The sequence below is a fragment of the Halioxenophilus aromaticivorans genome (assembly GCF_042850945.1).
GTDB classification, from domain to species: domain Bacteria; phylum Pseudomonadota; class Gammaproteobacteria; order Pseudomonadales; family Cellvibrionaceae; genus Halioxenophilus; species Halioxenophilus aromaticivorans.
In genome coordinates this window covers 3,224,063-3,250,648 of sequence record NZ_AP031496.1, presented here as the reverse complement: position 1 = coordinate 3,250,648, position 26,586 = coordinate 3,224,063, and the positions used below count along the sequence as shown (strand labels likewise).

Sequence of the window (26,586 nt, the reverse complement as noted above, 5' to 3'; positions counted from 1 at the left end):
ACCGCGTAGCAATAGGCCTTTCAGCAGGATAGCCCCCCGTTGCCAAATGCTGTAGACTTCGCGCTTATTTTGCACCTAGTACACGCCAGATGCACCCCAGAAACCCAGTTTAGGGGCGTCCCCAGTCTCCCGTAGCGAACCAACCGCTGATACGGCTTGTTAGTCGCCGCGTAAGATTATCTGTACTAGTACCCACACACATTAGCGGTAGTTTATAGACACTGTGACAGATCTAAGCCACATACGTAACTTCTCCATTATTGCTCATATCGACCACGGCAAATCCACCATTGCTGATCGTTTTATCCAGGTTTGCGGCGGCCTCAGTGAACGTGAAATGGCGGCCCAGGTGCTGGATTCCATGGATATCGAGCGTGAACGTGGCATTACTATTAAAGCCCAAAGCGTGACGCTCAACTACACAGCCAGCGATGGTAAAACCTATCAGCTCAACTTTATTGATACCCCCGGGCACGTGGATTTCACCTATGAAGTTTCTCGATCTCTGGCAGCCTGCGAAGGTGCTTTGCTGGTGGTGGATGCCGCTCAGGGGGTTGAGGCGCAGTCCGTTGCCAATTGCTATACCGCGGTTGAGCAAGGCTTAGAGGTTATTCCAGTACTCAACAAGATGGACCTGCCCCAGGCGGAACCCGAGCGAGTGGCGCAGGAAATCGAAGATATTATTGGTATTGATGCCACTGATGCTGTGCATTGCAGTGCCAAATCAGGGCTTGGCATCAATGAGGTGCTGGAACAATTGGTTCTCAAAGTGCCGCCACCAGTGGGGAATGTGGATGCGCCCTTGCAAGCGTTGATTATTGATTCCTGGTTCGACAACTACCTAGGCGTCGTGTCCCTTGTGCGGGTTAAGCAGGGTACCTTGTCGGTTAAAGACAAAATCATCGCGAAGTCCATCAAAAGGTCCCACGTGGTGGATAGCGTGGGTATCTTTACTCCCAAACGCCATGAAACCAAGTGCCTTAAAGCCGGTGAGGTGGGCTTTGTTGTTGCCGGTATCAAAGACATTCAAGGAGCGCCGGTGGGCGATACCCTGACCCACGCTAACAGCCCGGATGTTGAATCTCTGCCTGGTTTCCAGAAGATCAAACCACAGGTCTACGCTGGCATGTTCACCGTGTCCTCTGATGACTACGAGAATTTCCGCGACGCCCTGGCCAAGCTCACCCTCAACGATGCTTCTCTGTTCTATGAGCCTGAGAGTTCAGACGCCCTCGGTTTTGGCTTCCGCTGTGGCTTTCTCGGCATGCTGCACATGGAAATCATTCAGGAGCGGCTAGAGCGAGAGTACGACCTGGATTTGATCACCACCGCACCAACGGTGGTTTATGAAGTGGTGCAAAATGACGGTGAAACCGTTTACGTGGATAACCCGTCTAAGTTGCCAGACACCGGCTTAATCGATGAGATGCGAGAGCCTATTTGCGAGGCCAGTATTTTGGTGCCGCAAGAGCATCTTGGATCTGTAATTACCCTGTGCGTTGAGAAACGTGGGGTGCAGAAAGATCTACAATACATGGGGGCGCAGGTGTCGGTGCGCTATGACATACCTATGAATGAAGTCGTGATGGATTTCTTTGATCGGTTGAAGTCTGTAAGTCGTGGTTTTGCCTCTTTGGATTATAGCTTTGTGCGGTTTGAAGCGGCCAAATTAGTGCGTTTAGACATCCTTATCAACGGAGAGAAGGTAGACGCCTTGGCCATCATCGTGCACCGTGATAACGCACAGTACAAAGGCCGTGCTCTGGTAGAAAAAATGAAAGAACTGATACCACGGCAAATGTTCGATGTGGCAATTCAGGCGGCTATAGGTGGCCAAATTGTGGCTCGTTCCACCGTAAAGGCTCTGCGCAAAAACGTAACGGCCAAGTGTTACGGTGGCGATGTCACCCGTAAGAAGAAGCTACTTGAAAAGCAAAAAGCTGGTAAGAAGCGCATGAAGCAAGTAGGCCGTGTTGAGATACCACAGGAAGCGTTTTTAGCTGTGCTGAAAGTCGATTCCTAAATAACACACCTACGATGAACCTAAAGAGATAGCTGTTTCAGATATGGATATAAACTTCCCCTTAATTCTCGTGATTTTGGTATTCGTCAGCGGTGTGATTTGGCTGTTTGATTTATTGGTATTGGCCGGCCCAAGAAAATCCGCTGTCGCCGCCGTCGATGAACAGTTTCAATCGGTGGCCAACAAAGAAGAAGATACCGCCTATCGTTCTGCCTTAGCCCAGGTTGAGCAAGAGCCAGTGCTAGTAGAATACGCCAAGTCGTTTTTCCCGATCTTGTTTGTGGTGTTAGTACTGCGCTCGTTCTTGTACGAGCCTTTCCAGATTCCTTCAGAATCCATGGTGCCGACGTTAGAGGTGGGTGATTTCATTCTGGTAAATAAATACACCTATGGTATCCGATTGCCAGTTATCAGAACTAAGGTTTTTGATGTCTCCGAGCCCAAACGAGGCGACGTTATGGTGTTTTTTCCGCCGCACAAGAAACAATATTACATCAAGCGTGTGATTGGCCTGCCCGGTGATACCATTATGCTGGATAACAACGTTTTATTCGTGAACGGTGAAAAACAACCTCAGCAGCTGCTTGAACAAGTTGCCGATGGTCTATTGTTATACGATGTAATGACCGAAACATTGGATGGCGAACCCCACGATATGCGCAAGTTGACGCGCCGTGGCATGGGTGATGGGCCGCAAACTTGGAAGGTGCCTGAAGGCCATTACTTTATGATGGGCGACAATCGTGACAACAGTTCGGACAGTCGCGTGTGGGGCTTTGTGCCAGAAGAAAACATTGTTGGCAAAGCCGTTGCGATTTGGATGCACTGGGAAGAAATGCTCAGTCTGCCCAGCTTTAAGAATGTTGGCGCTATTGAGTAGTGCCAGGGCTGTTCTCCGCCAGTGTCGAGTGTGGCCCTAAAAAGACCGTATAGGAAACCGCAATGACTCAATACGCATCGTCATCCAAACTCTCTCGGCAGGCCGGCGCTGGTATGGTGGCTTGGCTTATCGTTGTGGCTATCGTCGGCTCGGTGGTGTTTCAGTTGTTTAAATTGATACCGCACTACACAGAAAGCATGACCATCGACGGCGAGCTGCGTGCCATGGGCGAAATGACCGAAGGCGTTGAATCGCTCACCAACCGAGAAATTCAAACCCGATTGCGGTCTTTTTATCGGGTCAACAACGTCAGTTCGGAAGTCGATAAAAGCACTACCATTACCCGTAAAGACGGCCAAGTGGTTATTGATATGGATTACGAAAAGCGCATCCCCATGTTTTATAACATCGACGTCGTGCTGAGCTTTAAAAAACAGTTAAACAGTAAATTCCCCAATAAATGTTGCTCGCCGAGTGATGACTAACCCTCTACATCAAGCCCTAGAAGCCCGTCTGGGTTATCAATTTTCCGACTCTAAACTGCTCAAGCGCGCGTTAACCCATCGCAGCTTTGGCTCACCCAATAACGAGCGCCTTGAGTTCTTAGGTGACTCCGTGCTGGGTGCGGTGATCGGCCACAAATTATTCGAACAATTCCCAACCGCTGCCGAAGGGCAGTTGACGCGCTTGCGCGCATCTTTGGTTAAGGGCGATACGCTTGCTCTTATTGCCCAAGAGCTGGATATTGGCCCCTGCCTGATTATGGGCGAGGGCGAGCTTAAATCCGGCGGCAGAGAGCGAGAGTCTATCCTGGCCGATGCGGTTGAATCCTTGATTGGCGGTGTTTATCTTGAGTCTGGCTTTGAGGCCTGCACCCAGGTTGTGTTGAATTGGTACGCCGGCCGCTTGCAAAAACTGCAGCTAGATAAACCCTTAAAGGACGCCAAGACACAACTGCAAGAGATGCTGCAAGCTCGCGGCGAAGTGTTACCCGAGTACGACATCATTCAGGTGGACGGGCAGGCTCACAATCAGTCAATCACAGTGAGCTGTATGGTGCCAGGCATTGCAACGCCTTTTCAGGCAACCGCCAGAAATCGAAAACAAGCCGAGAAACAAGCTGCGGCACAAGCCATTGAGGCCATTAGGGGGAATAATGACTAAGCGCTGCGGTTATGTAGCCATTGTTGGCCGGCCCAATGTTGGCAAGTCTACATTGTTGAATCACATATTGGGGCAAAAACTCAGTATTACTTCTCGTAAGCCGCAAACCACCCGGCACAACCTACTTGGTATTTATACAGAGGGTGACGTGCAGGCTATGTTTGTAGATACGCCTGGCTTGCACCGCGGGCAGGACAAAGCCCTTAACCGCTACATGAATCGCTCGGCCACTAACGCCTATAAAGATGTCGATTTGGTTTTATTTTTGGTGGATAAAAATCACTGGACGGAAGAAGACCAGTGGATCGCCAATCGTATCGCCCAATCCGGTGCACCGGTGGTGTTGGTAGTTAATAAAATCGACCAAATTGAAGACAAAGACTCCTTGTTACCCCATCTGAAAGCGCTCAGCGACGATGTGGAATGCAAGGATATTATTCCCATCTCGGCGTTGCGCAATAATAACTTGGACCGACTCCTTTCCGTCATTGAATCATATTTGCCTGAAGGTGAATTTTTCTTCCCCGAAGACCAGATCACCGATCGCAGCAGCCGTTTTTTGGCCGCGGAAATTGTACGCGAAAAGATTACCCGTCAATTGGGTGAAGAGCTGCCGTATCAGATGACGGTGGAAATAGAGGAGTTTTCGTTTGATGCTGGTGTGCTACACATCAGCGCTCTCATTCTGGTAGAGCGTAAAGGTCAAAAGAAAATCCTAATTGGAGTCAAGGGCGAAAAAATAAAACAGATCGGTCAGCAATCCCGCGAAGATATGGAAACTATGTTTGATAACAAAGTGATGTTAAATCTTTGGGTGAAAGTAAAATCCGGTTGGTCTGACGACGAGCGTGCTCTGCGAAGCTTGGGTTATGACGATAGCGATTTCGGCGCTTAATTCAGTCCGGATTCTTAACAGGGCGGGTAGGGCGTGAATCCCAAAGATAACTTTCAGCCAGCCTACGTAATCCACTCTCGGCCTTACCGAGAAACCAGCCTCTTAGTCGATTTTCTTACCGCCAATTACGGCCGCGTTTCTGTGGTGGTCAGGGGCGCTCGGCGTTCGCAAAAAAAGCGCTCTATCTATCAACCGTTTGCACCGATGCAGGTAACTTGGTCTGGCAATTCCCAGCTAAAAACATTGCGTAATTCCGAGCTGGCAGGAATGTCGACGCAGCTTAAAGGCAAACGACTCTATTCCGGGTTATATCTAAACGAACTGCTCTATCGCTTGTTGCAACCAGAGGAGCCTGCACCGGCCCTATTTGCCGGTTATATGAGAGCGTTGGGTGACCTAGCCCAAGCCGCCGATGACCTATCGGAGTTGGCTAGTCTGCGGCGTTTCGAATTGCGCCTACTAGACGAGCTTGGTTACGGCGTTGACTACACTCGTGACGGCCAGACCGGTGCAGTAATTGCGGCGAATGCACGTTACGGATTTTTACTCAATGTGGGCTTTGTTGCCGATCCGTATCAAGGCGATATTCCTGGGCATTTGCTGGCTGCCATTGCCCAGGGCAATTGGCAAACCGATCAGTTAGCTATTTTAAAACGCGTTAATCGTTCGATTCTGGATTCGTTGCTCGGCCCCAAGCCGCTGCATAGCCGCAGTTTGTATTTGGCCACGATGCCTCCTTCATCAACGTGATCTGATTATTCAAACAGAGAATCGATGTCGTATTCGTCAGACCAGGCGATAAGCTCCTCTATGGTGTCAATCAAGGCGCTTAATGGCGGAAAAATCTCATCGTATTGTTTATTGAATAATAGTTGGTCCAACTTGCTGGCGGTATCTGCAAGCTTGGGCGTGCCAGTGCACCTGGCGCCGCCACGCAGCCGGTGCACAACATCTTCGAGCCTGATGTAGTCTTGGGTTTGTACAGCCTCGTCGATTTGCGACAGGTTTTGTGGCAACCCCTCTATCAGCATGGTGAGCATGTCCCGGGCGAGATCCGGCTTTTCTCCTGCCAAATTAAGACACATACCAATATCCACGGGTTTCTTGACCTGCATGCTGGCGGGCTCGGAAGGCTTAACGGATTTTGCGCCTAGGAGGCTGGCCGGTGCCGTTAGGGCGGTTAGCTCATCATGGGTGTTGGCAGTAGTGGTTGTCTTGGCCAGTACTTGTTGTGGAGCAAGATTGGTGCACCAGCGTTGTATCACATGTGCCAGTTGCTCTTCTGTTATGGGTTTGCTCAAATAATCGTCAAGCCCTGCTAATAACAGTTCAGACTTACGGTCGTTAACCGCGTGAGCAGTCAATGCTACCACCGGTGTTCGTTTACCCTTGGGCGCCCGTTTGCGTATCTCTTTGGTGGTTTCTATGCCGTCGATGCCCGGCATTTGTATGTCCATAAAGATAAGATCAAAAACGTTTTTGTCACACTCTTTGATGGCGTCTTCGCCGTTGGCAGCGGTGGTGGTTTCTGCCCCCAGGTTAACTAAAAACTCGCGCACCAACATCAGGTTGGCTGGGTTGTCGTCCACCGCCAATATCTTAGGTTTGTTGGCCGGGTTTTTCAGCAGCTGCACTTTTGCCGAGCTGTAAACGTTTTTGTAAATATTGAGATGGGTACAGATAGCCTTGTAAAGCCTATTACGAATCAGCGGCTTGGCCGAAAACGCCACAGCTCGGTTAATTTCAGCCTCGATTAATTCTCTTTGTTTTGCCGGCGTGGTCAGTAGGATGGTTTTACAATGGAAATCGCTGTTTAGCTGATAGGTGAGTTGGTCTAAAAAGCTGGTGGCAGTGGTTTTACTTTCTTCTACCGGTACGTCCATTACTAACAGCTGCTGGAATTTTCCGGTTTGGGTGGCACGTTGCACCGCCGGCAGAATCTCCATGGGATTACTTAATTCCAGTAAATTCAGCTTCCAGTCTGCGGTAATTTGTTTCACCTGACTCGTCAACTCGCTATTCTCACAACATACCACTACCGAAAGCCCGGTGAGTGCTTTCTCCACATAGGGCTTGCTTTTTTGGCCTTGATCCAGCGGTACCTCAAACCAAAGCACTTGATGATCGATAGCCTGCTCAATACCTAACACACCGTCTAATGCTTTGATAAGCCCTTCTGAAATAGCAAAGCCAAAGCCGTTGTCCGCCAAGGAACGGGTACCGTCTTGGTCTGTTTTACCCAAATCTTTTAGGGCAAAGCCGGTGTCCATTTGCGCATCTGGAGCGATGCCCTCAATGGCAAATCGATAGATGATCGATTTAGCGGATTTTGGTTTTACTTCGCCGCTTTTCTCCCGCGTTACATTCAGAACAATGTTGTGGCCTTTAGCGTATTTAATTGCGTTGGTAATGAGATTGGTGAGAATCTGTTTTAGGCGCAGAGGGTCGGAGATGAGTTCTTGCGGTAGGTCGGAATCAATCATCGACACCAGCTCAAGGTTATTGTCAAAAGCTGTGGGAGCCAAAATTTGCGTGGTTTCTTCTATCACGGTTTCTAGCCGCATTGGAATGTAATCTAAGTTGACCGTGCCAGATTCAATGTGCGACACATCGAGAATGTCGTTGATGATGGTTAATAGACCTTGGGCAGAGGTTTCTATGGTGCGCAAAAATTCCTGCTGCGTTTCGCTGATGTCGGCTTTTAACAATAGCTGGGTAAAACCAATAATTCCGTTGAGAGGTGTTCGGAATTCGTGGCTGGCGTTGGCCAAAAATTCGGACTTGGCACGGCTCGCCTCGAGCGCTCGCTTGCGAGCCAAGTCCAACTCAATATTTTGGATCTCGATGGTTTCCATGGTTTCTCGCAGTTCATCAATATTAAATTCGATGTTGCGTTTCATCTCAATTTGCTTTTTACGCACCGCTTGGGACATCGCATTGAGATCTTTCACCAAGGGCGAAATGGTACTGTCAGCGGAGACTTCAATGGTATGGGTGTAGTCGCCTTCGCTGATGATATCTATGCCTTGCTCTAAATTGTTGATGTCGTCGCGCATCTTCGACAGCCGGTCCTGCAGATAGAGCGCAACCACCGAGGGCAACAACAACGATAAAATGGCGATGCCAATCAGCATATCCATATAGGCGAATTTTGCGGCCGTGCTATCAAAGGCCAATTCCACCCAGCCTACCACTGCGCTGTGATCTCGGCTCAGTACCGGGTGCACCACACGGCGAATATTGAGGTGGCTGTCGCTGGATTGGTTGACATCATTGTTGAACCATTCCGGCTCCGGCATTTTGATCAGAAAGCCTTGGCCCAGGTGCCCAATGATGTTCTGGTCTTTATCGGTTAAACGAACGCTTTTAATGTGGCGATGCTGAATAAGTGCGCTGAGGGTACTCTCCAGATCAACGATTGAACGATTCTGAATGGCGTCTGAGCTCATTTCAGCGGCCATGGCCGTGATATTTAAAAATTGTTGCCCAACCTGATCCTTAGTCTCTGTGTAGCAAAACAACGATAGCGCCACACCCAATGCGGCGGAGGTTGCAAATAACGGCAACAGTGACAGTTTTCTTTGCAGCAGTTGTACGTGTCTAAAGTACATTCAAGGGTAAACCGTGTAATTCAAAAATCATTTAGTGTAACCGCGGTTGGCGAATCAAACGTGATAGCAATCCGCAATTTGCGCTGCAGCAGCGCTGTTATGTTCGTTATTATCGCTTTGACGCTGATAAAATGCACGGTAATCAGTTCTCGTCGCTGGGTTTTTAAGCCAGGTTGTTGGCCCGTCTCGCATACAGCGCCGCTTGGGGCCATGGTGCAAAAATTCGAAACCCCGGGGCACGTTGAAACCCGGTTGGGGTACAATACCGGGTAACTGGTCGTAGTCGGACTTTTATAGAGTAAATCAAGGTACATCATGGACTTTCCAACCATCGAAACCGTTGTGGGCAATACACCACTTGTTAAGTTGCAGCGTTTACCCGGTAATACCAGCAACACAATATTGGCCAAATTGGAAGGTAACAACCCTGCTGGCTCGGTTAAGGATAGGCCGGCCCTATCCATGGTGAGCCAGGCCATTGCCCGCGGCGACGTCAAACCTGGGGATACCCTAATAGAGGCGACTAGCGGCAACACCGGAATTGCTCTGGCCATGGCGGCCGCCATTAAAGGCATTAATATGATTCTAATTATGCCGGACAACGCCACCGCCGAACGTAAAGCCGCCATGACGGCCTACGGCGCTGAGCTCATTCTAGTGTCGAGAGAGGCTGGCATGGAGGGCGCCCGTGACCTCGCTTTGCAAATGCAGTCGGAGGGTAGGGGAAGAGTATTGGATCAGTTTGGCAATGGTGATAACCCCAGGGCTCACTATTTAACCACTGGGCCTGAGATATGGCAGCAAACCAGCGGCACCGTCACCCACTTTGTAAGCTCCATGGGCACCACCGGCACCATTATGGGTACCTCTGCCTATCTCAAAGAGCAAAATCCGAATATTCAAATCATCGGCCTGCAGCCCGACGATGGCGCGGCCATACCCGGCATTCGCCGCTGGCCGCAGGAATATCTGCCCAAAATCTACGATGCCCAACGGGTGGATAAGGTGATCAATATGGGACAAGACCAAGCGGAGCAAACCATGCGCGCATTGGCGCGACAGGAAGGCATCTTCTGCGGTGTTTCTTCCGGCGGAGCCATTGCCGGTGCCCTAGAACTATCAAAAACCGTGGAAAACGCGGTGATTGTTGCCATTGTGTGTGATCGCGGTGATCGTTACTTGTCGTCTGGTGTGTTTGATGCCTAGCATCGGTTATCTGCCGCGAGCACGTTTCGGTGTCCCTTTTTAATGGCGCGTGTTTTTAAACCGACGAAGAAGCAGCTGCCGTCCCCAGCCAAGGTGGCGATTCATTCGCTAAGCAGTGAGTGTGAGGGGATTGGACACTTCAACGGTAAAACAGTGTTTGTGCCGCAGTGCTATCCCGGCGACACCGTACGGGTGAAGTTCACCGGCACGGTTAAGGGCAGTTATCGCGGGCAGCTGATCAACGTAGAAACGCCTAGCCGGCACCGTCGAACCGCACAGTGCCGTCATTTTGATCAGTGCGGCGGTTGCTCGATTATGTCGCTGAATCAACAACAGCAGACTGCCTTAAAGCAGCAGAATGTACTGTCTGCGTTACACAAACAGGCCGGGCTAACGCCAGATACCATTGAGCCCGCCCTGGAATCCCAACCCTTTGCCTATCGCTCAACAGCCAGACTGTCTTTGCGGCATCAATCCGGTGGTTGGCGCCTGGGCTACCGCGCCAAGTCCAGCCATCAATTGGTTGCTATCGATGGCTGCCCGGTGCTTGCCGAGGGGCTGCAGGCGCTCATCCCCGAGTTGCAGGCCTGGCTAGTTCAGGTACCGCGCAGCCGCCGATTGGGCCATATAGAGTTGTTGCAAGATGAAAGGCGAGTGGCGGTTTTATTGAGAACTGCCGAGCCGCTGGAGGCTGCCGAGCTCTGCGGCTTGGAGTCTCTGTGCCAGCGTAATGGTGCTGATTTGTGGCTTAAGGTAGATCAGCAGCCGGCCAAGCTGCGACATGGCGATTCATCGACCTACCACTACTCGCTACCGGATTTGGGTCTAACGCTGGAATTTGGGCCTGAGGCCTTTACCCAGGTCAATCGCACTGTGAACCAGCAAATGGTGACCAGAGCCATGGCTTGGCTTGCTGCCGCGGGCAAGCAAAGCGGGAAACTACAACATGTGGTTGATCTTTATTGTGGCGTTGGCAATTTTAGCTTGCCCCTAGCACAGATTGCCCAGTCTGTGGTTGGCGTGGAATTATATGAAAGCATGGTGCACACGGCGCGGCGAAATGCCCAACACAATGGTATAGAAAATGCCTTGTTTGTCGGCGCAGACTTGAGCCGCGGCGCCGATAGTTTGGCGGCCGCTGTGTCTGGCCAAATTGACGCCGTACTGTTAGATCCGCCACGTGCGGGAGCCGCCGAAGTGCTACCAGCACTGATCAGTGCACGCGTTCCGTTGCTGTTGTATGTGTCATGCAACCCAGCAACTTTAGTACGTGATGCGCAAACATTAGCTGCTTCTGGTTATCGTTTATCCAAACTGTGTGTGATGGATATGTTTCCGCAAACAAAACATGTGGAAACAATGGCACTTTTTTGCCTTTGAGCGGCCAATAATGGGGCGATTATTTCTCGCCGCCCTTATGTGGTGCTTTTTTGCGATAGAGGGGAGGCTCAAGGTGTCAAACTTTGGTATTAACCATCGTATTTCGCCGAGCAGAAAATGCTAACCTAGTGCAACCGTTCGAGCAGGTGCCACATAGCGTTGTTTGCGCGGCTGAATTAGCTGGTGCTACGCCATAATAAAAATTGGAGCAACCCACAAGAAGGAAATCATGGTTAAGGTTCGAGCAGATATCCCAGTAAGTGCCTCTGGCGATCTCGATGTCCCAGCGTGGATCGAACACATCTGTGCTCTAACGCAAGTGGATGAACCAGGCAGGGTAGAACTGTTAAAAGCCACCCAGGCGGTTCAAAAAGCAGACCGCAACGCGCCTGCCGATAATCCTTGGGAGTTAAGCCATACCAGCTTGGAAGCTGGTGTTGAAATGGTTGAAATACTCGCCGATCTAAAGCTGGACTCGGAAACCCTGGTTGCCGCGATGTTGTATCGCGCGGTGCGTGAGCTTAAGCTCAATGTCGATGATCTAGAAAAGACCTTCGGTGAGACCTGCGTTAAGCTTGTGCGTGGCGTTATGGGCATGGCGGCAATTACCGGCATGCGCAATGACACTGCCACCTCGGTGTTTGGCCGAGAGTCCGAAGAGCAAACCGAAAAGGTTCGCAAAATGCTTGTGGCCATGGTGGATGACGTCCGCGTGGCCCTGATCAAGTTAGCCGAACGTACCTTTGCCATCCGTGCCCTGAAAGATGCCTCCAATGAAAAGCGAGTCCGCGTTGCTAAGGAAGTGTCCGAGGTCTATGCACCGCTGGCGCACCGCTTGGGTATTGGGCATATCAAGTGGGAGTTGGAGGACCTAGCGTTTCGCTACCTGCACCCAGAAGAATACAAGCGTATTGCCAAACTGTTGGATGAGCGTCGTCTGGATCGCCAGGACTACATCGACAGTGTAGTAACCACACTGGATAAAGAACTGAGCGACGCCAACATCGACGCCACCATCATGGGGCGAGCTAAGCATATTTACAGTATTTGGCGCAAAATGCAGCGCAAAGCAATTGGCTTTTCCCAGGTGTACGACATCCGAGCCGTGCGGGTTTTAGTACCCACCGTGCGAGATTGCTACGCTGCACTAGGCATTGTGCACTCACTGTGGCGCAATATTCCCAACGAATTCGACGACTACATCGCCTCACCCAAGGAGAACGGTTACCGCTCTTTGCACACCGCCGTGATCGGCCCGCAACAGAAAATTCTAGAGGTTCAAATTCGCTCAGAGGCGATGCACCAAGAGGCAGAGTTTGGTGTTTGTGCACATTGGTTGTACAAGGGCACCGACGGTGACCCACAGGAAGACAGCTACGAGCAAAAGATTGCCTGGCTGAGGCAAGTATTGGACTGGCATGATGAAGTCGGTGGTGGTAATCCGCTGGAGGACCATCTCAGCCACGGCATAGAGCAGGACCGCATCTACGTGTTTACACCGGATGGGCACATCGTCGATCTGCCCCAGGGTGCAACACCCCTGGATTTCGCCTACCAGGTGCATACGGATATCGGCCACTGTTGCCGAGGGGCGAAAGTCAATGGTCGCATAGTCCCGCTTAACCATCGATTAAAAACCTCTGACCAAGTAGAAATTCTTAAAGGAAAGCGAGAGTCGCCAAGCCGTGATTGGCTGTCGCCGGCGCTAGGCTATTTACGCACCTCAAGAGCCAGGGCGAAAGTTCAACAGTGGTTCAAAATGCAGGCCCGTGAGCAAAATATCGCTGATGGCCGAGCAATGCTGGACCGCGAGTTTCGTCGTTTGGCATTAGCCGATTTGGATTTTGACAAGCTGGCCAAAACTATGAATCTCAATAGCTTGGATGACCTCTACGCCGCTGTCGGTGCCAGTGACCTGGGCGTACACCAGGTGCTTAATGCCGCGCAGCGTTTGCTGGGCTCCTATGAAAGTCAACCGGTGGTGTCGCTCACCTCCAAGGCCAGTACCGACGTTGGTGCCGATATTTACATTGACGGTGTTGGTAACCTAATGACCTCAATCGCCAAGTGTTGTCATCCGGTGCCAGGTGATGCCATTTTGGGTTACATCACCCAGGGGCGGGGCGTCAGTGTGCATCGGCAGGATTGCCAGAATGTAATGCACTTGTCCGAAGATGAGCCCGAGCGAATGATCAAAGTCGATTGGGGGCAGGCGCCACAGCAGTCTTACTCCGTGGATATTTTGGTAGAGGCCTTCGACCGCCACGGGCTGCTGCGTGATATCACCACCATGCTGGATAAAGATCGTATAAATATCAGTGCCTTACAGACGCTTTCTGACAAACGACTTAATACGGTGGACATGCAGATCACCATTGAAATATCCGGCTTTGAAGAGCTCAGTCGTATTCTGGCTCGGCTAAACCAGCTACCAAATATTGCGTCTGCTCGGCGAAAGCAGGGGCACAACCCGGCGCAATAGATTTGCCGTGTAACAAAATAGGTTAGATAACACTTGTATACCGTTGATGATCTTAAGTATTTGATGAGTCGGCTGCGCGATCCCGAATGCGGCTGCCCGTGGGATTTAGAGCAGAGCTACGCAACCATCGTCGCCTCAACCATTGAAGAAGCCTACGAGGTTGCTGATGCCATTGAGCGCGAGGATTTAAAGCATCTTCCTGAGGAGCTGGGCGATCTCCTATTTCAAGTGATCTTTTACAGTCAACTGGGCAAAGAGGACGGTCGCTTCGATTTTGATCAGGTGGTCGATACCTTAGTCGCCAAGCTGATTCGCAGGCACCCGCACGTCTTTACCGATGGAACTCTGTGCGGCCAGGGCGCTCGGGTTCAAGTGAACACAGAGACAAAAACAGCGCAAGTTTCTCAGACCTGGGAGCAAATCAAAGCCCAAGAACGCGACGAGAAAGGCCTCCGAAGTATTCTCGATGATGTGCCAACGGGCTTGCCAGCGTTAACTAGGGCGCAAAAATTGCAGCACCGTTTGGCAAAGACCGGATGGGATTGGCAGGCCATTGAGCCAATGCTGGCCAAATTGGACGAAGAGCGCTTAGAGTTAAATGAAGCGTTGCTCGTCGCCAGCGCAGCTGGATTAGACCCAAAGGACTGCCCAGATGTAGCAGCGGAGTTGGGCGATGTACTGTTTATGGCAGTTAACATAGCCCGTTTTTTAAAAATGGATGCCGAGACTTGTTTGCGCGCCAGCAGTCGTAAATTTGAGTCACGGGTTCGATTTATTGAATCGACCTTGGCCGAGCGTGGGCAAGCGATCGGCGAGGGTGATGAAGACCAACTCGAGGCGCTTTGGCAGCAAGCCAAATCCTTCGAAAAGTCAGGTCCGTTGTGACTAAGGTGCAATGGCAATTGAAAAAAATTTACTGGACAATCGCTGTCAATTGAGCCTCGCTAGCGATGCGGCAGTGCAGCAAGCACCTTGCTTGTGATCTAGTCATCACGCGTGTATGGTACGCGCCATAGCAGTGGTCTATCACAAGTGGTCTATGTGATGTACAGAGCCAGCCAGGAAAAGGTTTTGCGTTTAAGATAATAGGAGCATTTGTATGCGGATCATTCTACTGGGAGCGCCCGGTGCCGGCAAAGGCACTCAAGCTCAGTTAATCATGGATGAGTTTTCCATTCCCCAAATTTCCACCGGCGATATGTTGCGTGCGGCGGTCAAAAATGAAACACCGTTAGGTCTTCAAGTGAAAGATATCATGGCCTCCGGTGGCTTGGTCTCTGATGAAATTATCATCGGCCTGGTAAAAGAGCGTATCGCGCAAGATGATTGTGCCAACGGCTTTTTGTTCGACGGTTTTCCACGCACAATCCCACAAGCGGAAGCATTATTAGACGCAGGCGTCGTCATCGATCACGTAATGGAAATTGCTGTCGACGACGAAGAAATCGTTGCTCGTTTGAGTGGCCGCCGTGTGCACGAGGCCTCTGGCCGTGTTTACCATGTTAAGTACAATCCGCCTAAGCAAGAAGGCTTAGATGACGAAACCGGTGAAGCGTTGATTCAACGCGAAGACGACACCGAAGAAACGGTTCGTAAAAGATTGCAAGTTTACCACGATCAAACCGAGCCTCTGGTGGACTTTTATAGTAACCTCCCGTCCCAAGGCGATGCACCAGCACCGGCGTTCACTAAAATTCCTGGCGTCGGCGATGTTAGCGAGATTAAAGCCAAGGTATTTACAGTTCTTAAGTAAATCCATTTGTAGCTTTACTCGCAGCCATCGTATTATAAAGAGCGCCCGTTAAGGGCGCTTTTTGCGTTGTCCACCTGCCAAAATACGAGCGTTCATGGCAATACTGCTTTCATTGGAGTCCTCGGCTGAGTTCTGTAGTGCCAGTTTAACTGTGTACGGAGATACACAGCTAAAGCTTCACAAACAGCCACGCCAGCACGCGCAACTGTTACTGCCTATGGTCGATGAGCTTCTTCAAGAGGCCAGCATTGGTTTGCCCAGTGTTGACGCCATTGCGTTCAGCCGCGGGCCGGGTTCCTTTACTGGCATTCGCATTTGCATGAGTGTGGTTCAGGGCTTAGCCTTTGGGCAAAATACTCCAGTGATACCTGTATCTACTTTGCAGGCTCTGGCGGTTGCGGCCGTTAACCAAGGCCACGCGGTGCAAGGGCAAGATGTGCTAGCTGCATTCGATGCCCGTATGGACGAGGTATACATCGCTCGCTACCGCGTTGGGCCCGGTCTGCCAGAGCTCGTCGGTACAGAGCAGGTGTTACCTGTTGGCTGCATCGACGATGCTTGGTTTGATGACAATACCGTTGCGGTTGGGTCTGGCTGGGCGGTGCCTGAGTTAAGTGGACGAAGTGTCGCAGAAGTGTCTGGCTTGGCCATCACCGCGGCGGATATCGACGCGGTGGCGCAGCAGGCTTTTGAGCGCGGTGGTACTGTGGCGGTGGAAGATGCCACTCCGGTTTATTTGAGAAACGAAATAACCTGGAAAAAGAGAGAGTCGATACGCCGGCGCGATGCCAGCGTGTAGGGAGTAAACGGTTTTTACCTTTTGAGGTAAAACGTAGGGAATAATTGAATGGATTTTGTACAAATTTTGTTGTTGGCATTAATTCAAGGGATTACCGAATTTTTGCCTATCTCAAGTTCGGCTCACTTAATTCTACCAACAGAAGTGCTCGGCTGGCCCGATCAGGGGCTGGCGTTTGATGTCGCTGTGCATTTTGGTTCGTTAATCGCTGTGGTTGGTTATTTCCGCCGCGAAGTGGTTGGCATGACCGGCGCGTGGTTTAAACAATTTGGTTCCCAGGGGCCGACCCACGAAAGCCATCTAGCTTGGATGATCATTCTGGCCACCATTCCCGCCGGCATCGTCGGTTTGTTAGCCAACGATTTCATCGAGCGAGAGCTGCGCTCCGGTTTAGTCATTGCCGTTACCACCATTGTGTTTGGCATAGCGCTCTACATAGCCGATCGCAAACAAGCCCTAACCAAGGAAATGTACCAAATGGGCATTGCCGCGGCATTGGTGATTGGTTGCGCTCAGGCGTTGGCGTTAATCCCTGGTACTTCCCGTTCCGGTATCACGATTACTGCAGCACTGTTGCTAGGTTTTACCCGGGTTGATTCGGCGCGTTTCTCGTTTTTTATGTCTATCCCCATTATTGTACTGGGCGCCGGCTTTAAAACCCTGGAGCTGATCCAAGAACCGAGTATCGCCTGGGCGGATATCGCGTGGGGAACCTTGTTTTCAGCGATCAGCGCTTTCTTGTGTATTCACTTCTTTTTAGCCTTTATTGAGCGAATTGGCATGTTGCCGTTTGTTGTTTACCGGCTAATATTAGGTGCTTTTTTACTATTCATGTTTCTTTGATGAATACGAATATTCAATTTTAACTGGGTCGCAAAATTGAAAATTCAGCGTTAAACAGAGGGCCTTTTAAGCTAATTTACCCACCGGTTGTGGCGCCAGAGTATAAACTTTAGCGTTGCAGGTGGAAGATTGGCTGAGGGAGGCCCGGGTTTATGTCTGTAGAAAAAAGCACACTATTCAAATTCCATCCTTTTTCTGAGCTGGCCCCGGAATACATAGAGCGTATCGCCAATGCCAGCGAGCTGCACAGTGTTGCCAAAGGCAAAATCGTCTTTCAACGCGGTAAATCCCTGCCAAATTTGTATTACCTTGTCGATGGCGACATCAGCCTAGTCGACGCTAGCTTTGAATCGGCGTCATTGTCGGCGCAGGATGCGGCCAGCCAATTTGCGTTAAACGAATTAAATCCGAGTAAAGCGTCCGCCGTTGCGGCCAGTAACGTAACCGTACTGGCCGTGGAGCGTCGACAGCTAGACTTAATAATGGCAGCCAGTGAGTCGAGCCCTGAACTGGAAGTCTCCGTTAGCGGTAACTTGGTTGGCGGTTCAATGGTGACGGAAGAGATCAATTATTTAGACGCCTACACCATAGAGCAGTCCCAGTCGCAGGCGGCCGTAGAACAGCAAGACTGGATGTCTCGCTTGCTGGATTCACCATTATTTAATTCGGTGCCAGCGGCTAATATTCAAAAATTGTTTACCCGGTTTGAATCAGTCTCACTGGAGGCAGGAGAAACCATCGTCGAAGAAGGTCAGGAAGGTGATTATTTTTACGTGTTGGCATCGGGTAGCGCCAAAGTGATTCCTGCAACAGGGGATATTGTGCCATTAGAAACCGGCGACTATTTTGGCGAAGAAGCTTTGGTGGGCGACACCACCCGCAACGCTACCGTGCTAATGACTACCAAGGGCGTTGCCATGCGTTTGAGCAAAGGCGATTTTATCACTTTGCTGCAAGAACCGTTATTTCGCTATGTAGAATTAGAGCAGTTGCCTGATTTTGAGCCGCAGTTAGAAATTTTAGACGTTCGTTTGCCGGTGGAACACCGACACTTCAGCGTGCGTGGTAGCAAGAATATTGCGTTGAGAAAATTACGCTCCCAGCTAAAGGCGTTGGATCCTGGGTTAACCTATGTCATTACCGATGATGGCGGCAGCAGAAGCAAAGTCGCGGTTCAGCTGATGGTTCAGTCGGGCCTGAGTGCGGTCATACTTAATAATTCCAATCGAGGATACCCGCAGTAACGGGTGCGGCCGATTCTTAGGACCAGCGTTGAAACGAGTACTGTTGCTATCTGCCTATCACGCTCACAGCCATAACCAATGGTGCCGGGGGCTTGCGCAGTATTTTACGCAATGGCAATGGACTGTAATGACGTTGCCGGCCCGCCATTTTAGCTGGCGCATGCGAGGCAACAGCTTAACTTGGGGGCTGGGCAACTACCCTGAGCTGGAAGCCGATTACGATCTTATCCTTGCCACCTCCATGGTGGATTTAACCGCACTGCGAGGCTTTCGGCCCCACTTGGCTAAGGTACCCACCGTTGTCTACTTTCACGAAAATCAATTTGCTTACCCAGCGTCGCTGCTCCAGCAGGGGTTAGTGGAAATTCAATTGACGTCACTGTACAGCGCATTAGTTGCAGACCGTGTGCTGTTCAACTCGCGTTACAATATGGACACCTTTTTAACCGGTGGCCGTAGGTTGTTAAAAAAAATGCCCGACGCGGTGCCAGTGGGTTTAATGGATAGCATTCAAAATAAGAGCCACGTATTGCCCGTGCCATTGGACGATAGCCAAGGGCGAACCCGTTGCCAAAGTGCGGCGGGGTCTAAGGTTCTGGAGATTGTCTGGAATCATCGGTGGGAATGGGACAAAGGGCCAGATATCTTACTGCGTTTGGTCTCAACCTTGGCTCAGCGCCATCTGCTTGATAATTCCCTTAGGTTTCATGTTATTGGCCAGCAATTTAGACGCGTGCCGAAAGAATTCGAACAGATAGAGCTGTTGCTGGTCGAGCACCAAGCGTTGGGGGCGTGGGGCTATGTAGAGAGTAGGGAGAGTTACCTGAAGCTTTTGTCCCAGAGCCATATGGTGTTGTCCACTGCCAGGCACGACTTTCAGGGTTTGGCATTGTTGGAGGCAGTGATGGCTGGGTGTATTCCAGCGGTGCCCAGAAGGCTTGCTTATCCGGAATGGTTTGGAGAGCGCAGGTGTCATGGCTGTGACGATAAAGACCCGCAAATAGAGGTGGATGCGCTTATCCAGCGGATTCTGGAGTTAAAAACCGCCAATGGGGCAACCACAGACTCGGCGCGATTAGCCAGAGGCGCACTGGTTGATGACCAGGCAGCCTTGTTGGAGCAATTGAGCGGTCTTGGCTGGAGCCATTTGGGCCCACAGTACCACCACCGGTTAATAATCTAGTGTAAACCCGTTATTATGTCGCCAGACAGCCTTTGTCTTAGCCGACTATCACCATTGGGTTTCCAGGTTTATGAGTAAAACGCGTTTTTTAACCGGCATCACCACCACTGGCACGCCGCATCTCGGTAACTACGTCGGGGCTATTCGCCCGGCAATCCGCGCCAGCGTTGATGACAGCACCGAGTCCTTTTTCTTTTTAGCAGATTACCATGCGCTCATTAAATGTACCGAGCCCGAGCGTGTGCACGAGTCTACTTTGCAGATCGCCGCTACTTGGTTGGCTTGCGGCCTTGACCCAGAGAAAGTTGTATTTTACCGCCAGTCAGATGTACCTGAGATCCCAGAGCTTGCTTGGTTACTCACCTGTATGACGGCAAAGGGGTTGATGAACCGCGCCCACGCCTATAAAGCAGCCGTAGACGATAATCTTGCAAACCAGGAGGACGCCGACTTTGGCGTTAACATGGGGTTGTTCAGCTACCCGATATTAATGGCGGCGGATATCTTAATGTTCAATGCGCACAAAGTACCGGTGGGCAGGGATCAAATTCAACACGTAGAAATGGCTCGGGATATTGCCGGTCGATTTAATCACCATTATGGCGAGCGTTTTGTTCTGCCCGAGGCGACGGTGGACGATAACGTGGCTGTTTTGCAGGGTTTAGATGGCCGTAAAATGAGCAAAAGTTACGGTAACACTATCCCTTTATTTTTGCCGCAAAAGAAACTGCAAAAACACATCAATAAAATTAAAACCAATCTGCTTGAGCCCGGCGAGCCAAAAGATCCAGACACCTCAACCGTGTTCCAAATCTGGCAGGCTTTTGCTACGCCGGATCAGGTGAACGAGATGCGTCAAAGCTTCGCGGACGGTATAGCGTGGGGCGAAGCTAAAAAACAATTGTTTGCTTTAATTGACGCCGAGCTTGCTGAAGGTCGTGACCGTTATGAGCAATTGCTGGCCAAGCCGGCAGAGGTAGAGGCCGTATTACAGGCGGGTGCCGAAAAAGCGCGCGCTTCTTCTAAACAGTTCATCACACAATTGCGTGCCGCAGTGGGTATTCGCCCCTTAGGCTAACAAGAAATACACCCGAGCCTTACGCTATGGATACTTTACTGCAAATATTGTTTTTTCCAATCATCGCCGTGATTTGGTTAATCCCTTTGGCGATCATTGCTCTGTCCAGTAAGACCTCGGGCAGTGAGAAAATCGCTTGGATTTTACTGGTGATATTCGTGTCCTGGTTTGCCTGGGTCTTCTATATGTTGTTCGCGCCGTTAAAAAAACAACAATAGATTGCCAGCCACTTTGGTTTGGTGGGTTAAGGGTTTGGTGGGTTAAGGGTTTGTTTGGTTAACGATTTGGTTGATTAGCGCCCGTTAGTTTATTTAGAGGTATCAAACATTGGCTTACGTTGAGCACCAATTCGAACTTGAGCACTTACAGTTGTCTGCCAGAATCTGGGGCCAAGGCAACCAGCGTAAGGTAATTGCTTTGCACGGCTGGTTGGACAACTGCGCCAGTTTCAATCAGCTGGCGCCAAAACTTAACGCCGAAATCGTTGCCTTGGATTTGGCCGGCCATGGTCTGAGCGGTCGTCGCAACAACATGGCTCCCTACAATATTTGGGAGGACGTGGTAGAGATCTTTGCGGTGGCCAATGCCATGGGATGGGAGGCGTTTTCACTGATCGGCCATTCTCGTGGTGCCATGATTGCAGCATTGGCGGCGGGCTCCTGGCCTGAGCGGGTGCAGAGCTTGGTACTTCTGGATGGAATTTGGCCCCAGCCGGAGCCTCTGGAAAATGCACCTCAGCAATTGGCGCGCAGCGTTAAAATCATGCTCAGCAGCAATCGCAAACGCGCTACGGTTTACCCCACACGTGACAAAGCCATCCACGCCAGAATGAATTCGGCGTGGCCCATCCTACAAAGCTCTGCAGAGGCTTTTGCAGAACGCGGTGTAGTGGCTGATCAGGGCGGTTATATCTGGTGTGCTGACCCTAAATTGCAGCTTCCTTCGGCGGTAAAACTGTCCCAAGAGCAAATCGAAGCATTTGTAGGGCGTATCAGCGCAAACATTTTATTAGTACTCGCCGAAGATGGTGTGTTAGTTAAAATGCCGGAGCTCGCGCCACAGCTGGACGATTGGCCTAAAATTAACACGCTACAGCTGCCAGGCAGCCACCATTTTCATATGGAAGGGCAAGAAGCGGACATTGCCCAAGGTATAGCAGCGTTTTGGGCGGATTAGTCATCCATGGCCCAGCACGCTAACGAATATATTGGGTCACACTAAGATCGGTCAAAACGAATGAAATTATCCTGGGCTTACTTAAAGCCGGCAGTATTAGGTGCATGCTTGGCATTTTTGCCGGTGGGTTCCGTTAGCGCACTGGAATTGAATGATCCCGAAGGAGCTAGGCGGTTGGAGCAAAGCCCGCTGGATGATGTTTACCGTTTGGCACTGACAACCCTGCGTAACGTTAATGGTCAGTGGCGAGCTCCGGACGAGCAAACTCTCACCGGTAATGGTATGCGCGCGGTATATGAACTGCCTAGAAATACCGATCTTCAGCTCGCTATGCAAAGTTACCATCAGCAGTTGCAGTTGGCAGGGGCCACACCCTTGTTTGCCTGCAGCGGACATCGTTGCGGCAGCAGTTCCAGCTGGGCCAATGAATACTTCTCAGATCGCCGACTTTACGGCTTAGATCAGTTTCAACGCTTTGCCAGTTACCAAATTAAAGGCGAGCAGGGTGATACCGTGGTTGTGCTCTATGCAGTAACGCGCGGTAATCAACGCAGCTATTTATTGTTCGACCAATTTAACGCTGTTAACCGGGTGAACCAGACACCCAGTATCGACACGCTAAAAACCCTACTAGACGAGGGGCAGAGATTTGAGCTGCCAATATTATTGAGCGAAGGGCAGTGGCGTGTACAGGAAGATTATCTAGCACTGGTGCAGCGGCTATTGAAAACCGAGCCCACCACCAAGTTGGCCCTAGTGGTCACCGACTACCGCAACACTGGATTGGATAATAATCTCGCCAACTCCAAAGCAATCGGTATTGCCCTCGCGCAGCAGATAGAAGCGCAAAGCAAGGCGGGGCGGATACGGGTTGAGGGTATTGGCAGCTTGGCGCCTATTCGGCGCCAGCAAATTGATGTTTGGCTACTGAGTTATCGTTGACGGCAGGCTAAATTGGTTTCAGTAGCTTGGGTGGAGTAATGGTGACCGTTAAGCGCAGTAGCAGCAGCCGCAAGTGAGTGCGGATTGCTAATAACGACCGAACTACTTCGAAGCTAGCAGAGACAAAAACTCAGCTCTGGTGGCTTGGTTGTCCCTGAAATCACCCAGCATGGCAGAAGTCTTCATCACAGAATTTTGCTTCTCTACACCGCGCATCATCATGCACATATGCTTGGCTTCAATTACCACGCCTACCCCAGCAGCATCGGTGACCTGTTCGATGGTTTTGGCCACTTGTGTGGTGAGCTGCTCTTGGATTTGTAGTCGGCGGGCAAACATATCCACGATACGAGCCACTTTAGATAAACCCAATACTTTGCCTGTGGGAATGTAAGCCACATGAGCACGGCCTATAAAAGGCAGCATATGGTGCTCGCACATTGAGTAGAGCTCAATGTTTTGCACCACGATCATCTCGTTTGAATCAGACGGAAATAGGGCGTTGTTGATGACCTCATCCAATGTTTGGTGATAGCCCTGGGTTAGGTATTCAAACGCCTTGGCAGCTCTTTTGGGGGTATCGACCAAACCCGGTCGCGATAGATCTTCGCCCATTGCTTCGATGATGGCAGCGAATTGCTCTTTCATGATTGGTTCCTGCTTTAAAATTTATTACTGGCTTTGCCTTCGTGTGCAAGTGCCGGTGCGCGGTGGAGCACCTCATTGACGAACGGGTTACCGTTAGCCTGTTATTGGACAGCGGTGATGATACATGAGGAGCGTGTTGCTGTCGCCCATCGGCCTATACGATTCATTTCGGAATGTGGATGTTATCTATCTATTACCGGTACAATAGCGCCCCTATTCTAACCGGGAAACTGAAACATGGCTGTTGATGAATGGCTAAGAGATACTACGCCACTGGCGACAATTCGCGACTATGTGCGTTTTGGCGCTACTAAGATGTCCGGTGCCGGGGTGTATTTTGGCCACGGTACTGACAACGCTTGGGATGAAGCGTGTTTTCTGGTGTTGGAAGCGTTGGACATACCTTGGTCACTCATAGACCAAGTGCTGGATGCCAAGCTTACCGTAACTGAACGAGAACAACTGGTTAGTTTGTTTGAGATTCGCATACGCGAGCGTATCCCAGCGGCTTATTTGCTGGGTAAAACCTGGTTCGCCGGGTGGCCGTTTATTGTTAACGAAAACGTCCTCATTCCGCGCTCGCCCATCGGCGAACTGATCGAAAAAGACTTCACTCCCTGGCTGACCCAGCCGCCACAAAGAGTGTTGGACATGTGCACGGGAAGTGGCTGCATAGGCATCGCTACCGCGCTGCGTTTTCCCGATGCCATCGTGGATCTCAGCGACATCAGCCCGGAGGCGGTGGACGTCGCTTGGCAAAATATTGATTACCACGGCCTAGAAGGACGTGTACAAGCCATTGAGTCAGACATGTTTGCAGCACTTGAAGGCCAGGTTTACGACCTAATTATCTGCAATCCGCCCTACGTGGACGCCGAAGACTTATCCACTATGCCTAAGGAGTACCAATACGAGCCGAAGCAGGCGTTGGGCTCCGGCGATGATGGGCTTAACTTCACTCGTAAGCTATTGGCGCAGGCAAAGGATTATCTAAGTGATGACGGCGTTCTGGTGTGTGAAGTAGGCAATAGCTGGTTTGCCCTGGAAGCGGCGTTTTCCGACATTGCGTTTACTTGGGTGGATTTTGAACGTGGCGGCCACGGTGTCTTTGTCATGACGGCAGCAGAGCTGGTTGTTATTGAAGATTTAGAAGAAAGTTAGTTGCGCGTAGTAGTACGCTTAGTTTTGAGAGAGTTATATGTCAGGTAACAGCATTGGCAAATTGTTTACGGTAACCACCTTTGGTGAGAGCCACGGTTTGGCGTTGGGCGCAATTGTTGACGGTTGTCCGCCAGGGTTAGAGCTCAGCGAAGACGATTTGCAGGCCGATTTAAATCGCCGCAAGCCAGGCCAATCGAAATTCACTACGCAGCGTAAAGAAGCGGATCAGGTGAAGATTTTATCCGGCGTTTTTGAGGGTAAAACCACCGGTACCGCCATTGGCTTGGTGATTGAAAATACCGATCAGCGCTCTAAAGATTATTCTAATATCAAGGATATTTTCCGTCCTGCCCACGCCGACTACACCTACAGCCACAAATACGGCACGCGAGACTATCGCGGTGGTGGCCGGTCCAGCGCCCGAGAAACCGCCATGCGTGTGGCCGCTGGTGCCATTGCTAAAAAATACCTGCAGCAAGTTCACGGCATTACCGTACGTGGATACTTAAGCCAGCTAGGGCCGGTTAAAGTGGAAAAGGTAGATTGGAATATCGTCAACGAAAACCCGTTTTTCTGCCCAGATGCCGACAAAATTCCGGCCATGGAAGCCTATATGAAGAGCCTCAAAGGTAACTCTGTTGGCGCCAAAATTACCGTGGTGGCCAGCGGTGTTAAACCTGGCCTAGGTGAACCGATTTTCGACCGATTAGACGCAGAAATTGCGCACTCATTAATGAGTATTAACGCCGTAAAGGGCATTGAAATTGGTGCTGGGTTTGACAGCGTGGAGCAGCTAGGCACCGAGCATCGCGACGAGATCACTTCGGATGGCTTCACCTCCAACAATGCCGGCGGCATTTTGGGCGGTATTTCCACCGGCCAGGATATCGTAGCGCACTTGGCGCTTAAGCCGACCTCCAGCTTGTCCATTCCGGGCCAGAGTATCAACACCCAGGGTGAGCCCGTTGAGGTGGTCACCAAAGGTCGCCACGACCCCTGTGTGGGCATTCGTGCTACGCCCATTGCCGAAGCTATGCTGGCAATCACCCTGATGGATCATCTTATGCGCGACCGTGGCCAAAACGCCGAGGTTCAGCATGCCATTCCTGATGTTAGCAAATCTTAGTTAGCCCTTCGGCTTGCCAGCAAAAGGTCCAAAAAAGCCTGGCTGGCATTGCTGAGGCTGCGATCCCGGTGATGAATAATCCCCAGTCGGCGCACCAAGGGCTTATCTAACACCGGCAAGGTGGTGAACCCGCCATCGACCATGGTGATTGGCAGCACCCCCCAGCCCAAACCAATAGACACCAGCGTTTTGATGGTTTCCAGATAGTTGGTGGCCATACGTGTTTCCAGAGTCAGACCGGCTGCGGTAAAAGCATCGCTCAGTAGTTGAGTTGTGAAGGTATTGGCCTCGGGCACTATGGCGGGGTACTGTGCAAGGTCCTTAATGCCTGGGCTTGCCATAGAGCTTAGTGGGTGGTCCGCCGCGGCCACGAAGGCCATGGGGTCATCCCATACCATAGCTTCCACCAAGCGTTCATCGGCTTGCGTAGCCAAGGTGAGCGCCGCCAGCTCCACCTCACCGTCCAGTACTTGCTGCAACGCGATTTCAGAGTCTTTAAAGTTCAGCGCCAGTTTTACCTCTGGGTAACGGTCGCCGTAGTGACGCAGATATTTCGGCAGGTAGTGGAGCCCCAAGTGGTGACTGGTGGTCAATTTTAGCTCTCCCTTCACCTGGCCCGAGAGGTCATTAATGGCCTGCACGGCTTCGTCTGTGGCGGCCAAGATAGCCTTGGCTCTGGGTAACAACGCGCGGCCGGCTTCGGTCAACGTTATGCTGCGCCCGGCGCGGTCGAACAGCGTATGATCGAGTTTGTCCTCCAGCGAGGCTATGCGCTTGCTGACGGCGGGTTGGGTTAAATAGAGCGTCTCCGCCGCCCGTGAAAACGACCCCAATTCGGCTATGGCGATAAAAGCCTTTAGTGCATCTGTGTCCATTTGGCTATCCGGTTATAGGTGGCTGTGCAGTCATGTAACCTAATCACTTGTTGTTGGCCGTCATAGCAAATTAACAGTATTCCAGATGGTTATCAAAAACATGAAAATAATGAATTT

General features: G+C 51.0%; 24 protein-coding genes. 21 read left to right on the top strand and 3 right to left on the bottom strand.

All coding sequences use genetic code 11. From position 1 onward, the window contains the following. Positions 1–223: 223 nt before the first annotated feature. The 6 genes from lepA (at position 224) to recO (ending at position 5,712) form a co-directional block, all read left to right on the top strand. Positions 224–2,023 carry a translation elongation factor 4 gene (lepA, locus tag ACGHM3_RS14165; protein ID WP_345415195.1) on the top strand — a complete coding sequence of 600 codons (1,800 nt, stop codon included), beginning with the start codon at positions 224–226 and terminating at the stop codon, positions 2,021–2,023. A gap of 43 nt (positions 2,024–2,066) precedes the next feature. Next, positions 2,067–2,903 carry a signal peptidase I gene (lepB, locus tag ACGHM3_RS14160; protein ID WP_345415198.1) on the top strand — a complete coding sequence of 279 codons (837 nt, stop codon included), beginning with the start codon at positions 2,067–2,069 and terminating at the stop codon, positions 2,901–2,903. A 62-nt stretch (positions 2,904–2,965) separates the two neighbouring features. Further along, positions 2,966–3,388: a DUF4845 domain-containing protein gene (locus tag ACGHM3_RS14155; RefSeq protein WP_345415202.1), complete on the top strand. Its 423-nt coding sequence runs from the start codon at positions 2,966–2,968 to the stop codon at positions 3,386–3,388. After that, on the top strand, positions 3,381–4,067 hold the full coding sequence (rnc, locus tag ACGHM3_RS14150; protein ID WP_345415205.1) for a ribonuclease III: 687 nt from the start codon (positions 3,381–3,383) through the stop codon (positions 4,065–4,067). The genes ACGHM3_RS14155 and rnc overlap by 8 nt, the downstream gene beginning before the upstream one ends. Continuing rightward, a complete protein-coding gene (gene era, locus ACGHM3_RS14145; RefSeq protein WP_345415208.1) occupies positions 4,060–4,962 on the top strand; it encodes a GTPase Era in 903 nt (300 codons plus the stop codon). Before rnc ends, era begins: the two co-directional genes overlap by 8 nt. Before the next feature lie 33 nt (positions 4,963–4,995). Beyond that, on the top strand, positions 4,996–5,712 hold the full coding sequence (gene recO, locus ACGHM3_RS14140; RefSeq protein WP_345415211.1) for a DNA repair protein RecO: 717 nt from the start codon (positions 4,996–4,998) through the stop codon (positions 5,710–5,712). Between the two features lie 5 nt (positions 5,713–5,717). Here the strand turns inward: recO and ACGHM3_RS14135 are convergent, their stop codons facing one another. Continuing rightward, positions 5,718–8,573 carry a response regulator gene (locus tag ACGHM3_RS14135; RefSeq protein WP_345415214.1) on the bottom strand — a complete coding sequence of 952 codons (2,856 nt, stop codon included), beginning with the start codon at positions 8,571–8,573 and terminating at the stop codon, positions 5,718–5,720. A gap of 315 nt (positions 8,574–8,888) precedes the next feature. On the opposite strand from ACGHM3_RS14135, the gene cysM reads away from it, so the two are divergent. From cysM to ACGHM3_RS14070, 13 genes are all read left to right on the top strand, one after another. Continuing rightward, positions 8,889–9,779 (top strand): cysteine synthase CysM, encoded by an 891-nt coding sequence (gene cysM, locus ACGHM3_RS14130; RefSeq protein ID WP_345415217.1) that lies wholly within the window; start codon positions 8,889–8,891, stop codon positions 9,777–9,779. Positions 9,780–9,821: 42 nt separating this feature from the next. Next, positions 9,822–11,159 (top strand): 23S rRNA (uracil(1939)-C(5))-methyltransferase RlmD, encoded by a 1,338-nt coding sequence (rlmD, locus tag ACGHM3_RS14125; RefSeq protein ID WP_345415220.1) that lies wholly within the window; start codon positions 9,822–9,824, stop codon positions 11,157–11,159. A gap of 229 nt (positions 11,160–11,388) precedes the next feature. Next, on the top strand, positions 11,389–13,641 hold the full coding sequence (gene relA, locus ACGHM3_RS14120) for a GTP diphosphokinase (protein WP_345415222.1): 2,253 nt from the start codon (positions 11,389–11,391) through the stop codon (positions 13,639–13,641). Between the two features lie 33 nt (positions 13,642–13,674). Beyond that, on the top strand, positions 13,675–14,526 hold the full coding sequence (gene mazG, locus ACGHM3_RS14115) for a nucleoside triphosphate pyrophosphohydrolase (RefSeq protein ID WP_345415225.1): 852 nt from the start codon (positions 13,675–13,677) through the stop codon (positions 14,524–14,526). 214 nt (positions 14,527–14,740) lie between these two features. Continuing rightward, entirely contained in the window at positions 14,741–15,394 is a 654-nt protein-coding gene (gene adk / locus ACGHM3_RS14110) for an adenylate kinase (protein WP_345415228.1), read from the top strand. A gap of 94 nt (positions 15,395–15,488) precedes the next feature. Beyond that, positions 15,489–16,193, top strand: coding sequence for a tRNA (adenosine(37)-N6)-threonylcarbamoyltransferase complex dimerization subunit type 1 TsaB (tsaB, locus tag ACGHM3_RS14105; RefSeq protein WP_345415231.1), 705 nt, complete (start codon positions 15,489–15,491; stop codon positions 16,191–16,193). 48 nt (positions 16,194–16,241) lie between these two features. Further along, positions 16,242–17,036 (top strand): undecaprenyl-diphosphate phosphatase, encoded by a 795-nt coding sequence (locus ACGHM3_RS14100; RefSeq protein ID WP_345415234.1) that lies wholly within the window; start codon positions 16,242–16,244, stop codon positions 17,034–17,036. Positions 17,037–17,188: 152 nt separating this feature from the next. Beyond that, a complete protein-coding gene (locus ACGHM3_RS14095) occupies positions 17,189–18,280 on the top strand; it encodes a cyclic nucleotide-binding domain-containing protein (RefSeq protein ID WP_345415237.1) in 1,092 nt (363 codons plus the stop codon). A gap of 28 nt (positions 18,281–18,308) precedes the next feature. Further along, positions 18,309–19,463, top strand: coding sequence for a DUF3524 domain-containing protein (locus ACGHM3_RS14090; RefSeq protein ID WP_345415240.1), 1,155 nt, complete (start codon positions 18,309–18,311; stop codon positions 19,461–19,463). Between the two features lie 70 nt (positions 19,464–19,533). Next, entirely contained in the window at positions 19,534–20,541 is a 1,008-nt protein-coding gene (locus ACGHM3_RS14085; RefSeq protein WP_345415243.1) for a tryptophan--tRNA ligase, read from the top strand. Positions 20,542–20,567: 26 nt separating this feature from the next. Next, positions 20,568–20,759: a hypothetical protein gene (locus ACGHM3_RS14080; RefSeq protein WP_345415246.1), complete on the top strand. Its 192-nt coding sequence runs from the start codon at positions 20,568–20,570 to the stop codon at positions 20,757–20,759. A gap of 109 nt (positions 20,760–20,868) precedes the next feature. Beyond that, positions 20,869–21,717 carry an alpha/beta fold hydrolase gene (locus tag ACGHM3_RS14075; protein WP_345415249.1) on the top strand — a complete coding sequence of 283 codons (849 nt, stop codon included), beginning with the start codon at positions 20,869–20,871 and terminating at the stop codon, positions 21,715–21,717. A 60-nt stretch (positions 21,718–21,777) separates the two neighbouring features. Then, positions 21,778–22,659: a DUF4892 domain-containing protein gene (locus ACGHM3_RS14070; RefSeq protein ID WP_345415252.1), complete on the top strand. Its 882-nt coding sequence runs from the start codon at positions 21,778–21,780 to the stop codon at positions 22,657–22,659. Positions 22,660–22,761: 102 nt separating this feature from the next. On the opposite strand, the gene folE is transcribed toward ACGHM3_RS14070, so the two are convergent. Then, the gene (folE, locus tag ACGHM3_RS14065; RefSeq protein WP_345415254.1) at positions 22,762–23,307 is read right to left on the bottom strand and encodes a GTP cyclohydrolase I FolE; all 546 of its coding nucleotides are present in this window, start codon (positions 23,305–23,307) and stop codon (positions 22,762–22,764) included. A 237-nt stretch (positions 23,308–23,544) separates the two neighbouring features. On the opposite strand from folE, the gene prmB reads away from it, so the two are divergent. Continuing rightward, positions 23,545–24,468 (top strand): 50S ribosomal protein L3 N(5)-glutamine methyltransferase, encoded by a 924-nt coding sequence (gene prmB, locus ACGHM3_RS14060; RefSeq protein ID WP_345415257.1) that lies wholly within the window; start codon positions 23,545–23,547, stop codon positions 24,466–24,468. Positions 24,469–24,505: 37 nt separating this feature from the next. After that, complete coding sequence (gene aroC, locus ACGHM3_RS14055) at positions 24,506–25,594, top strand: chorismate synthase (protein WP_345415260.1); 1,089 nt, start codon at positions 24,506–24,508, stop codon at positions 25,592–25,594. Here the strand turns inward: aroC and ACGHM3_RS14050 are convergent. Next, positions 25,591–26,469: a LysR family transcriptional regulator gene (locus ACGHM3_RS14050; RefSeq protein ID WP_345415263.1), complete on the bottom strand. Its 879-nt coding sequence runs from the start codon at positions 26,467–26,469 to the stop codon at positions 25,591–25,593. The genes aroC and ACGHM3_RS14050 overlap by 4 nt on opposite strands. Positions 26,470–26,586: the final 117 nt, after the last annotated feature.